Origin of the sequence: Streptomyces shenzhenensis (genome assembly GCF_003688995.1) — a bacterium.
GTDB lineage: Bacteria > Actinomycetota > Actinomycetes > Streptomycetales > Streptomycetaceae > Streptomyces > Streptomyces shenzhenensis_A.
Window position 1 is genome coordinate 42,959 of the sequence record NZ_PENI01000051.1, and the last position, 11,570, is coordinate 54,528.

The following is an 11,570-nucleotide window of genomic DNA, read 5'->3' on the forward strand; positions in this document are numbered from 1 at the left end:
CAACCAGGTAACCGCTGTTCACGCCGGGTTGGTTTCTCTCCGTAGTGTGGGCGGCCGGGAGCAGGTGGTACCCCGTATCGCACCCATGAGACGGAGCGCAAGATGCCGTATTTCGGTCAACATCCCAGATTGATCTTGGCTGAGATGGATCGATAAGTAGACAATTCTTTGGGCGGTCAGCCTGGGGCGAGGAACCACTGCCTACGAACGACCTCCGGATCCAGCCGGACACGGAGGCAGCGTGTTGGAGGGGTTGTGGAACGCTATTTCACCAGCGGATGGCACGAGGATCTACGGCGGCGCGTAAGGGAGTTCGCCGAGCGGGAGGTACGCTCGCGGATACCCGAGATGGAGTCTTCCAGGACGGTTGCGCACGAACTGTCCGGGCTGATCGCCCGGCAGGGCTGGATCGGCGTGACCATCGGCAGGGAGTACGGCGGGATGGGGGCCGGGCACCTGGCCAAGACCATCATCATCGAGGAACTCGCCCGTGTCTGCGGGGCCATGGGAGCCATGGTGCAAGCCTCCCAGCTCGGTGTCGCCAAGATAGTCCACTTCGGCAACGCGGCGCAGAAGCGGACCTGGCTGCCGCGCATCGCCGCCGGCGACTGCCTGCCGACGATCGCGGTCACCGAGCCGGAATCGGGCGGCCACGTCCTCGGCATGGAGACCACCGCCGTCCGCGACGGCGACGACTACATCCTCAACGGCCACAAGGTCTTCGTCGGCAACAGCCACGTCGGCGACGTGCACGGCGTGGTCGTACGCACCGGTGAGGGCTCGAAGGGGCTGTCCGCCTTCCTCGTCGAGGCCGACCGGCCGGGCTTCTCGCTCGCCCCGCACCGGCCCGCCATGGGCCTGCACGGATTCAGTTTCGGTGAGCTCATCTTCGACAACTGCCGGGTGCCGGCGGCCAATCTGCTCGGCGGCGAGGGCCAGGGCCTGTCCGTCGCCTACTCGTCGAGCGTGCTGTACGGCCGGCCCAACCTGACGGCGGTCTCGCTCGGCATCCACCAGGCCGCCTTCGAGGAGACCACCGCCCTGTGCATCGAGCGCGAGCGGTACGGCGCACCGCTGGCCAAACTGAACAGCATCAAGCTCAGGCTGGGCAGGATGAAGTCACGGCTGATGACGGCGAGGCTCGCCGCCTACCACGCCGTGCACCTGCTCGACCAGGGGCTGCCGTGCGACGCGGAGCTGATGAACGCCAAGTTCCTCAACCACGAGTCGGCCGTCGAATCGGCCCGTGACGCCATGGAGATCCACGCGGCGAGCGGCCTGTTCACCGACCGCCCCGTCGAGCGCTATCTGCGCGACGCCCATCACATCTACGCCCCCGCGGGCACCTCGGACATCCAGCTGCTGCGGCTCGGCGAGGTCGCCCTGGGCACGGCCAAGGGCCAGTGGTCCGAGCGGCTGTCCGGTCTCGTCCGTACCGCCGAGCCGCGCCGCCGGCTGGGACAGCTGGAGACGGCAGGCATGAGCAGCTGAACGAAAGGGAGCCACGGACACAGCGTCGTGCCCGCGGCTCCCGCGTACCCGGCCCAGGACCCCACCGCACGCGGGGCGCCCGCCCCACGCGACGGCTCAGATCACGCCCCGGCTCTCCAGCTCATGGATCCGGTCGACCAGTTGCTGGGCCATCGACTTGATGGTCGCCAGGCCGTCCCGCCCCCACGGGTGGGTGTCCGTGTCCACGACGCAGATCGTGCCGAGCGCCATCCCGGTCTTCCAGTCGATGAGCGGCGCGCCCATGTACGAGCGGATGCCGATCTCGTCCACGACCCGGTTCCCGGCGAACCGGGGATAGTCGCAGACGTCCTCCAGCACCAGCGCCTTCTTGCGCACGACGACATGCGGGCAGTAGCCCTGGTCGCGCGTCATCGTCCGGCCCACCTGCTGCTGCGGCGCCGCCTCCAGCTGCACGCCCGGCCGGCCGGCCGCGTACAGACCGGCGAAGTACTGCCGGTTCTCGTCGATGAAGTTGACCATCGAGAACGGCGCACCGGTGACGTGCGCCAGATTGCGCGCGAACTCGTCGAACTCCGGTACGGGGGTGTCCCCGATGCCGAGCTCACGCAGCCGGGCCACCCGGGCGGGCGCGTCCCGGTCCTCCGGGGTCAGCAGCAGATGGCCGGTCGGGTCGAACGAGGTGTTGTAGGGAACCGGGGCTGACATGCAGGCTCCATTCGGTCGCGGTGAGCTGGCCTCAGCGCGACGGGTTAAGCTCCGCGGGCGAGATGCCGGGAGTCGAGGCGAGCAGATGCTGGACGAGGGCGATCAACACCCGGGTTCCGGAGTTGCACTGCCGTGCGTCGCACAGCACGACGGGGACGTCGGGCTTGAGGGCGAGGGCCGCGCGCACCTCTTCGGCGTCGTAGCGGTACGCGCCGTCGAACTCGTTGATGGCCACGATGAACCCGATGCCGCGCCGCTCGAAGAAGTCGACGGCGGCGAAGCAGTGGTCGAGCCGCCGGGTGTCCGCGAGAACCACCGCGCCCAGCGCCCCGTTGGACAGCTCGTCCCACATGAACCAGAAGCGCTCCTGTCCGGGCGTGCCGAACAGATACAGGACGTTGTCGGGGCTCAGGGTGATGCGGCCGAAGTCCATCGCCACGGTCGTGGTCGTCTTGTCCTCGATGCCCACCAGGCTGTCCGTGCGGGCGCTGACGCTGGTCAGCAACTCCTCGGTGCTCAGCGGCTCGATCTCGCTGACCGCTCCGACGAACGTGGTCTTGCCGACCCCGAAGCCCCCGGCGATGAGGATCTTCAGGGCGGTCGGAAAGGGGTCAGAGCCGCTTGCGAAGACCATGCAGCACCGCCTCCAGGAGGTTTCGGTCGGTCGGGGAGGCCGCCTCGACGACGCGGGGCGCCCGCGTGGTGAGCGCCCGGTGCGTTACGAGGTCGGAGAGCAGAACTTTGGTGATGACGGCCGGCAGCCGCAGATGGGCGGCCACCTCGGCCACCGACATGGGCGCGTCGCACAGCGCGAGGACCTGGTCGTAGTCCGGGCCGAGATACGTCTCAGGCCGGGTGCCGGTGGCCATCACCATGGTCAGCAGGTCGAAGTGGGAGGAGGGACGGGTGCGCCCGTTGCTGACGGTGTACGGCCGTACTAACCGCCCGGCCGCGTCATCGAGCCACGACCCGTCCTCCGCGTCCATCATGCTCGGCGCCCCGGATCCATCGACATGCCGGCCGCCTGTTGGCGGACGGGAGTGGCCAGGTACGGACGGACGCTCTTGACCAGCATGGCCATCTCGTAGCCGAGCACGGCCGCGTCGGCATCCCGGTCGGCGAGGACGGCCAGGCAGGCGCCGGAGCCCGCCGCACACACGAACAGCAGCGCGCTGTCCAGCTCCACCACCACCTGCCGTACGTCGGCCCCCTGGGCGAACTGCATGCCCGCGCTGCGGGCCAGCGAGTGAAGGCCGGACGCCAGTGCGGCCAGGTGTTCTGCTTCGGCAACTGTTTCGAGCCCGTCGAAGGCCTTCGCCAGTCCGTCGGAAGACAGCAGAAGGGCACTGCGGGTGTACGGGACCCGCTGGACGAGGCCGGCCAGGAGCCAGTCCAGGTTCTTCGACTGGCCGGCATGCATGTCGCTCACGGTGGCGTTCTTCTCCTTGTGAAAAGTACGGAGCCTGCGGTCAGCGAGAGCTGTGGGTGGGAGGCTCGTCGGGTTCGTGGTCGGCGAGGCTGACTCCGCGCTGGAAGCTGGCCATCAGCCCAGGATCGTGCTCCACCTCCTGCTCGTCGTCCCGGCGGGGTGCGGGACCGTTGCGCAGTTCCGGTACCAGGTGCTCCTGCGCGCGGCGCTGCGGCAGCTGCGGCCGGTCGCTCTGACCGCTCCCGCCGCGCGGGGACCCGTGGTCGTGGGACGCCACCGGCGCACCCGTGCCCCGGGCGTACGACTGCGCGGGCGCGGCTGCGGGCACGGACGCGGACGCGGTCCGGGCCTGCGGCAGCGGCTGCCGCAGGGCGGGCGGCTGGGCGCCGGCGGCCTGCGCGGCCTGGTACTGCGCGGGCGGCACCTGCGCGGCGGGACCCTGCGCCACGGGGACCCGGGCCTGCGGCAGCTGGGCCGACGGGACCTGAGCCGGCTGAGCGTGCTGGGCCTGGGCGTGCTGGGCCTGGGCCGGGGGGATCTGGGCGTGCTGGACCTGGGCGTGCTGGGCTTGGGCCGGGGGGATCTGGGCGTGCTGGACCTGGGCCGGCTGGACCTGGGCCTGCGGGGGCACCTCGGCGGGGGCCTCGACCGCCTCGTCGCCGATCAGCCCGCGCGGGACGACCAGGATGGCCTGGACCCCGCCGTAGATGTTGCTCTGCAGCCGGACCGCGATGCCGTGCCGGCGGGCCAGCGCGGACACCACGTACAGGCCGATACGGCCGTCGGCGAGCAGCTTGCTGAGGTCGATGCGGTCCGGCTCGGCGAGCAGCGTGTTGATCCGCGTCTGCTCCTGCAGGGGCATGCCCAGACCGCGGTCCTCGACCTCGACGGCCAGCCCGGCCGTCACCCGCTGGGCGCGCAGCAGGACTTGGGTGTGCGGCTCGGAGAACATCGTGGCGTTCTCGACGAGTTCGGCCAGCAGGTGGATGACGTCGGCGACGGCGTGGCCGCGCAGCGTGCCCTCGATCGGCGGCACCAGCTTGACCCGCGAGTAGTGCTCGACCTCGGCGATGGACGACCGCAGCACCTCGGTCAGGGTCACCGGGCGGGTCCACTGGCGGCGGGACACCGAGCCACCGAGCACGGCGACGTTCTCCGCGTGCCGGCGGATGCGGGTGGCCAGGTGGTCGACGTGGAAGAGGCCCTTGAGCAGCTCCGGGTCCTCGACCTCGTTCTCCAGCTGGTCGAGCATGTTGATCGCGCGGTGCACGAGCGACTGCAGACGCCGGGCGAGGTTGACGAAGACCTCGACCTTCTCCTCGCTGTCCGGCGAGGAGCCGCGGGAGAACTGCGCCGTCCGCGCGACCGCGGTCCTGGCCTGCCACATGCTGACATTGATCTCGTACGCGAGACGGCCGAGCGCGTCGTTCTGCGCCGGTGCCTGGTGGGTGAACGGCTGCTGCTCCACCTGCTCGCCCTGCTCCAGCCGGCGCAGCACGTCCTGCAGTTCGGCCTGGCCCGCGGCGACGGCGCGGCGCAGCGCGTCGTACCGCCGCGCCACCGAGCGGCTCTCGGCGCGGCCGGCGTATCCGGCCCCGGCCAGGATGCCGCAGCCGAGAACGGCGGCGCCGGTGAGCACGGCCCAGGTGGCCGCGTCGGCGGTACCCTCCTGGCTGCGCAGCACGAAGAGCACGACGACGGCGGCGAGCAGCGCCATGAGCGCCGCGGGCACCACGGCGAGGCGGACCACGGGCGAGCGAGGGGAACGAATGGCCGAATCTCGCGGCGCGTCCTGCGTGGGCGGCCGGGCGTGTCTGTTCCGTGCCGAGGGCGGTGCCGTCACCCGGCCGGGATCCGAACTCACAGCGTAGGGCGGGGTTTCGGGCATCGGAGTCCTCTCGGTCATGCAGTTGGGGACACGCGGCGCGCAGCGCGGACCAACTGTCAACTCCGGTATGGAATCAGACAGTTAATAGGACAGCCACCCTACGCCACGCTGGGTCATGTGGCGTAATCCCCACATCACGGATACGCCACCGTGACCGGCCCAAACAATGCACCGATATTCCCTAGCACAGCGGAGACGCCCGTCCGTGAAAGGTTGGTGAATCTCCGCTTCCGGAGCACATTCAGGCCCGCCCATAACCCCGCAGAGCGGGCGTACGCAGCGCGATGACCGCCATGTCGTCGTGGCCGTCGCTGGGGTGATGGTCGGCCAGGATCCGGCACAGCTCCTCCGGCGTCCGCCGGGCATGCCGGGAGGCGGTGGCGGCCAGGGCGTCGAGCCCCCGGTCCAGCGGCTGGCCGGGGGACTCCACCAGGCCGTCGGTGAAGAGGACGACCGTGCTGTCCACGGGCACCACCTGGCAGTAGTCGGGACGGGGCAGGTCGGCCGCCACCCCGAGCGGAACCCCGGGCTCGGTGTCCAGATAGCGCACCCGCCCGTCGGGCAGCACCAGCAGCGGCGGCGGATGCCCGGCGCTGGACCAGCGCAGCCGCCAGGTGCTCTCGGCGGGCTCCAGCCGGGCCAGCAGGGCGGTCGCCACCGGCGCGTCCTCCAGGGCGTGCATGATGCGGTCGAGCCGGGTGAGGGAGGAACTGGGCGGGATGTTCCAGTCGAAGTAGAGGGCCCGCAGCATGCTGCGGATCTGGGACATGTCGGCCGCCGCCTGCAGATCGTGCCCCACCACGTCACCGATCACCGCCGCGCACGCCCCGTCGGGCAGCAGCATGGCGTCGTACCAGTCACCGCCCACCGCCGCCGGGGCGCTGGCCGGGCGATAGGCCGCCCCGGCCGCGAACGGCCGCAGATCGGGCAGCCGGGGCAGCAGCAGCCGCTGGAACTGTTCCGCGCTGTGCCGGGCCTGCTGATAGAGCCGGGCGTTCTCGATCGCCACCCCCGCGGTGCTGGCCAGCGCCCGGATCACGCCCTCGTCGTGGCGGTCGAAGGGCTGGCCGTCCTTGCGGTTGGAGAGGTAGAGGTTGCCGTAGATCCGCCCGCGCACGCTGATCGCGACGCCGAGCAGGCTGCGCATCGGCGGGTGGCCGGCCGGGAAGCCGGCCGACTCCGGATGCCGGCTGATGTCCTCGACCCGCAGCGGCTCGGGATGACGGATCAGATGCCCCAGCAGACCCTTGCCGCGCGGGAGTTCCACCCCGCCCAGGTCGGCGAGCTCCTTCGCGCTGAGCCCCAGCGGGATGAACTCGTCCAGGAGCCTGCCCTCCGCGTCGAGCACGCCCATCGCCCCGTAGCGGGCGCCCACCAGGTCCATGGCGGTGCGGACGATACGGCGCAGCACAGTGGGCAGTTCGAGCTCGCCGGTGATGTTCATCACCGCCTGGAGCAGCTCCTGGAGGGTGCTCTGGGCCCGGGCCAGGGCGTGCAACTGCTCCCCGATGTGGTTCAGGTCGGAGCTGAGCGGCAGGTCGAGCAGGGAGGAGTAGGACAGCTCGCCGGACGGCAGCTCGCCGGCCTGGACCTCGCCGGACGGGACGTCCCGCTCCCGCGGAGCATGGTCCGCTGGCTCCCGCCGGTCCTGCGCCATGGCCACAGCCTCACTTCCACCGTCCGCTCCGAGTGCCCCCGCACGCGCTCCCCATGCGGGCGCACCCCGGAGTGATCCGGCCATCCGGACCACGCCTCGGCGGCCCTGCCCGCCGACTGGCCGCGGAGCACGGCGGAGGCTCCGGCCGTTCCGGCCGGAGCCTCCGCTTCCCTGCTCGCTGCTGTGTCGGTGCCTCTGGCGCCCCCGCCGTCAGCGGGTTATCGGACGATGACCACCACGGGGGAGGTGCCGAAGCCGAACCCGAAGGGATTGAAGGCGAACGGGCTGAACCCGAAGCCGCCGAACCCGCCGAACGCGCCGAGCCCGCAGAAGCGGTTGAAGCCGCGGTTGAAGCCACCGAAGCCGCATCCGCCGCCGGTCGCCAGGCTGTTGTGCGACAGTGTCGCGACGCCGTGCATGGGGACCGCGGCCGAGGCCGGACTGGCGGCCGCTCCCGTTCCGACGATCGCACCGCCTGCGAGGAGAGCGGCGGCCAAGGTTCGCATGACCGGTTTCCTGCGCATATTTCGGCCTCCTTTGCCCCGGTGAGTCCTCACTCATACCGGTGTATCCCCTCGCTCCAGGTAACACCGGATCGGCTGACCGGACCACCCGAGCACCCCGCACCCCCGAGATCCCGCGCCCGGGTACCGTCCGGCCCCAAGTGGCCTTTCACCACTCGGGAAGCGGCGGTCGACGGGACCCGTCCGGGAGGGCCGGCCCCGGGCGCCGTTCACCCGTTGAGGTGATGACCGGTGCGGAGGGTGACGGCACGGGGAGCGTCGCGGCAGATGGGGTGCCGGCTGCGGCCCCGATGTACGACGGTGACGATGCGGCGCCCGCCCTGCCCGCTCCGGACGAGTCGCTGGACCGATGGTGGGGGAGTGGCGGAGCCTGATCCCGTGCCCGAGCAGACCCCTCACCTCCCGGCGCCGCCCTGGTTCATGCGGCCCGCGGCCCGAGCCTGGCGCTGCGCTCCCGCACCCGCCGAGGCCAGGGCCTTCCACACCGCCCTGCCCGACTACTCACCCACGCCACTGACCCGGCTCCCCGACCTGGCGGCGGAGCTGGGAGTGGGCCGGATCTTCGCCAAGGACGAGTCCTGCCGGCTGGGACTGCCCGCGTTCAAGGTGCTCGGCGCGTCCTGGGCGATCCACCGCGCCCTCGCCGAACGGGCCGCGAGCGGTGCGGCGCCGGGCCCGGTCACCCTGGTCACCGCCACCGACGGCAACCACGGCCGGGCGGTGGCCCGCATGGCACACCGACTAGGACAGCACGCCCACGTCTTCGTCCCGCGGGGCGTGCACCCACAGGCCGTGGCCGCCATCGCCGCCGAACAGGCGAAGGTCACCGAGGTCCCGGGTCCGTACGACGAGGCGGTCCGGCGGGCGGCCGAGGAGGCCGTGGGGCCGCACGCGCTGCTGATCCAGGACACCGCCTGGCCCGGCTATGAACGGATCCCGGGGTGGATCGTCGAGGGCTACTCCACCCTCTGCGCCGAGACCGACGAGCAGCTGAGCGCCGCCGGTGTCGCCGCGGGCCCCGGCCTCGTGGTCGTACCGGTGGGTGTGGGCTCCCTGGCCCAGGCGGTCGTCACCCACTACCGCAGCCGTCCCGCCGGGCGGGCACCGGCGCTGCTGTCGGTGGAACCCGAGTCCGCGGCCTGCGTCCTGGCGAGCCTCACCCGCGGCGCACCCGTCACCGTCGGCACCGGCGACACCACCATGGCCGGGCTGAACTGCGGCACCCCGTCCAGCATCGCCTGGCCCCGCCTGCACCACGGGCTGGACGCCGCGGTCGCCGTCTCCGACGCCGACACCGCCCGCGCGGCCATCCGCCTGGCCGCCCTCGGCTTTCCCGCGGGCCCCTGCGGGGCCGCCACCCTCGCCGGCCTCCGCGCGATGCTCACCGGTCCGGGTGCCGCCGCCCGCCGCAGCGCCCTGGGCCTCGACGCGACCTCGGTGATCGTGCTCCTGAGCACCGAGGGCCCGACCGCGAACCCACACGCGCCCACCGTCCCCGGCGCGCTGTAGCCGTGGGGCGTTCAGCTGAAGGGGACGGCTTCCGTCGGGGCGGTGTGCCAGTTGGTGACGATCGGGTCTTCGACGGTGATGGTGCCGACTCGCAGGGAGACCGGGTCGGCGTCGCCGTCACCGACGGCGACGATGATGCTGTCCAGTTCCTTGCCACCGTCTCCGTCGGTGGTCTTCGGGTTCACCCCGGCGTAGGCGGTGGTGCTCCCGCTCAGCTTGATCTGCTTGCCGGCGGTCTGCTCCGCGGGACCCGCCTCGGTGCCGTCAGATCCGAACGCCACGGTCGGAAGCGCGGCGGGCAGGTAGCAGGTGATCCCCGACTTCGCCTTCGCGATGATCAGGATGTATCCGCCGGCCTGGGTCTCGGACCTGGTGCTCCAGGAGATGTCGTTGGCGCCGCAGACCTGTTCGACCTGCTCCCGCTTGCCGTCACCGGTGTCGGCGCCGGAGCCGGCCGCGTCCTCGGTTCCCTTGCCCGTCGCGTCGGAGTCCTTGCCGGCGCCTTGGTCGCTGCCCGCGGTCGACGAGCCGGACGGGGTGGCCGCGCCGCCCGCCGGGGTGGCGGAGGAAGAACTCTGCGCGGCGCCGTTGTCCGTGGTCGCGTCCGAGTCCTGGCACGCGGTCATCAGCATGGCGCCGCCCACGATGGCTGCGGAGACGAGGAAGGCCTTGCGACGGTTGCCGGACATGAAATCCCCCTTGGTGAGGCGTGGTCGAGGCCGCAGCGGTGTCGGCCTCTCGGTGCTCGCTTGATCACTATGAGGGGGCTGCGAGCCGAAGGGATCCCGGCGCCTTCGTTCCAGGACAACGCCGTCACAGACCGGTGACATGATCACGAGGAGTCGGGGGAGCCCTCTTTCCAAGAGGTGGCCCGGGGGTGTGGTCCCAGCGGCGCGTCCCGTGCCTGCCGCAGCGGTCCGGCCATACGGAACTTCCCCGCGCCATCCGGCCGGGCCAGAGCGTGATCGGCCGGCACCTCCGGCGCGGCCTCCAGTTCACGCGCGGTTTCGTCGTCCGCCGCTCGCCGCAGCCCGGCCAGGGCCTTGTGCGACGTGGGCGCGCCCAGAGCCGCCGGCGCCTCTGCCGCCTGGAGGTACGGCAGCGCGAGCCGCGGCAGGACCGGTGCCACCGATCCCGGGCGTCGAAGACGGTCCGCCAGCAAGGACATGGCGGCCTTCCGCGCTCCGAGCACGCGCGCCGGACGAGAGCCGTCGAGGCCGCCCAGCCATGTCGCCGGTGTGGAGCGGGACTTCATACGGGACGCACCGGAGGGCCGCCGCAGGGGGCGTTCACCGGCGTTCGTGGGTGGCTTGCCCACGGGAAGGACCCGGCGCACGGGTCTCGGCCGAACGACGGTGAACGGGCCTGGACGAGACGGGAACTGGGAGCTAAGCCGCCTTGGGGTGCGCGGCACGCATGCCCGAGGCGGGCCCCTCTTCCTCCTCGGGCAGGAAGGTCAGGTCTTCCCCGAAGTCCGGGGCCTGGAAGGGGTTTGTCGCCGGAGGCGGCGACGCTGCGGTGGCACAGCGGGGTTGCCCTTCCAGGGCGGAGAACAGCGACGTCGGTTCGATGAGAGGTCTCGCTTTCGTTGCAGGTCCCCGCAGGGGCCTGGCGTGCCGTGACCGGGCACAGCGGTCCTACAGCTTGGTCATCTTGGCGTACGGGCTCAGGATCCGCATTTGCGCCGAGCCGAAATCCACGAGCGCCGCGATTCCGTCCTCGATGCCGATCACCCGGCCGAGGCCGTACATGTCGTGTGTGACCTGGTCGCCCACGGCGAAGTGCTTGGGAGCCGGGGCGACCGGGGCCTTGAAGGGGCTGGTGGGCAAGTGACGCTTCGGTGCAGCAGGCTTTGTCATTGCCCCCAGTATGCGCCTACGAACGGCGCTGGTGACCGGGTCTCGGGGTAGGAGTAGCTGATCGTCGGACTCCGCTTCGGCAAGCGCCGGGCCTGCCGAGGGGTCGGCGGGCGGGCGGACCGGGCGGTTCGGCTTCATCGGCGGCCGAACCGCCCGTACCCTTCGTAGTGTCTACGGCGTCACATAGCGGGCGCCAAACACTGGAGGCAATACCTAGTGCTGATCGCTCAGCGTCCCTCGTTGACCGAAGAGGTCGTCGACGAGTTCCGCTCCCGGTTCGTGATTGAGCCGCTGGAGCCGGGCTTCGGCTACACCCTCGGCAACTCGCTCCGCCGTACCCTTCTGTCGTCGATTCCCGGTGCTGCTGTCACGTCGATCCGTATCGACGGCGTGCTGCATGAGTTCACCACCGTGCCGGGTGTCAAGGACGATGTCACCGACCTGATCCTCAACATCAAGCAGTTGGTCGTCTCCTCGGAGCACGACGAGCCGGTGGTGATGTATCTGCGCAAGCAGGGTCCGGGTC

The 11,570-nt window shown here is 71.2% G+C and carries 12 protein-coding genes and 1 pseudogene; 3 read left to right on the forward strand and 10 right to left on the reverse strand.

The window, feature by feature from the left end; all coding sequences use genetic code 11:
* Positions 1 to 255 precede the first annotated feature (255 nt).
* Complete coding sequence (locus CTZ28_RS43555) at positions 256 to 1,491, forward strand: acyl-CoA dehydrogenase family protein (protein ID WP_121895293.1); 1,236 nt, start codon at positions 256 to 258, stop codon at positions 1,489 to 1,491.
* A gap of 96 nt (positions 1,492 to 1,587) precedes the next feature.
* Here the strand turns inward: CTZ28_RS43555 and CTZ28_RS43560 are convergent, their stop codons facing one another.
* From CTZ28_RS43560 to CTZ28_RS47570, 7 genes are all read right to left on the reverse strand, one after another.
* Positions 1,588 to 2,178, reverse strand: coding sequence for a GAF domain-containing protein (locus CTZ28_RS43560; protein WP_121895294.1), 591 nt, complete (start codon positions 2,176 to 2,178; stop codon positions 1,588 to 1,590).
* A gap of 31 nt (positions 2,179 to 2,209) precedes the next feature.
* Positions 2,210 to 2,812 carry a GTP-binding protein gene (locus tag CTZ28_RS43565; RefSeq protein WP_121895295.1) on the reverse strand — a complete coding sequence of 201 codons (603 nt, stop codon included), beginning with the start codon at positions 2,810 to 2,812 and terminating at the stop codon, positions 2,210 to 2,212.
* Entirely contained in the window at positions 2,790 to 3,167 is a 378-nt protein-coding gene (locus CTZ28_RS43570; protein WP_121895296.1) for a DUF742 domain-containing protein, read from the reverse strand. The genes CTZ28_RS43565 and CTZ28_RS43570 overlap by 23 nt, the downstream gene beginning before the upstream one ends.
* The gene (locus CTZ28_RS43575) at positions 3,164 to 3,598 is read right to left on the reverse strand and encodes a roadblock/LC7 domain-containing protein (protein WP_121895307.1); all 435 of its coding nucleotides are present in this window, start codon (positions 3,596 to 3,598) and stop codon (positions 3,164 to 3,166) included. Before CTZ28_RS43575 ends, CTZ28_RS43570 begins: the two co-directional genes overlap by 4 nt.
* A 49-nt stretch (positions 3,599 to 3,647) precedes the next feature.
* Positions 3,648 to 5,357: a sensor histidine kinase gene (locus tag CTZ28_RS43580; protein ID WP_183154875.1), complete on the reverse strand. Its 1,710-nt coding sequence runs from the start codon at positions 5,355 to 5,357 to the stop codon at positions 3,648 to 3,650.
* 379 nt (positions 5,358 to 5,736) lie between these two features.
* The gene (locus CTZ28_RS43585) at positions 5,737 to 7,152 is read right to left on the reverse strand and encodes a GAF domain-containing SpoIIE family protein phosphatase (protein WP_121895298.1); all 1,416 of its coding nucleotides are present in this window, start codon (positions 7,150 to 7,152) and stop codon (positions 5,737 to 5,739) included.
* A gap of 218 nt (positions 7,153 to 7,370) precedes the next feature.
* Entirely contained in the window at positions 7,371 to 7,658 is a 288-nt protein-coding gene (locus tag CTZ28_RS47570) for a hypothetical protein (protein ID WP_183154876.1), read from the reverse strand.
* A gap of 438 nt (positions 7,659 to 8,096) precedes the next feature.
* On the opposite strand from CTZ28_RS47570, the gene CTZ28_RS43595 reads away from it, so the two are divergent.
* A complete protein-coding gene (locus CTZ28_RS43595) occupies positions 8,097 to 9,185 on the forward strand; it encodes a diaminopropionate ammonia-lyase (RefSeq protein WP_259472086.1) in 1,089 nt (362 codons plus the stop codon).
* Positions 9,186 to 9,196: 11 nt separating this feature from the next.
* Here CTZ28_RS43595 and CTZ28_RS43600 read toward each other — a convergent pair whose 3' ends face one another.
* From CTZ28_RS43600 to CTZ28_RS43620, 3 genes are all read right to left on the reverse strand, one after another.
* Complete coding sequence (locus CTZ28_RS43600; protein ID WP_121895300.1) at positions 9,197 to 9,874, reverse strand: DUF4232 domain-containing protein; 678 nt, start codon at positions 9,872 to 9,874, stop codon at positions 9,197 to 9,199.
* A 143-nt stretch (positions 9,875 to 10,017) separates the two neighbouring features.
* A complete protein-coding gene (locus tag CTZ28_RS43605; protein ID WP_183154877.1) occupies positions 10,018 to 10,440 on the reverse strand; it encodes a hypothetical protein in 423 nt (140 codons plus the stop codon).
* A gap of 382 nt (positions 10,441 to 10,822) precedes the next feature.
* A complete protein-coding gene (locus tag CTZ28_RS43620) occupies positions 10,823 to 11,044 on the reverse strand; it encodes a hypothetical protein (RefSeq protein ID WP_031110278.1) in 222 nt (73 codons plus the stop codon).
* A gap of 216 nt (positions 11,045 to 11,260) precedes the next feature.
* Here CTZ28_RS43620 and CTZ28_RS43625 point away from each other — a divergent pair.
* Positions 11,261 to 11,570, forward strand: a pseudogene (locus CTZ28_RS43625) (DNA-directed RNA polymerase subunit alpha); the annotation flags it as partial.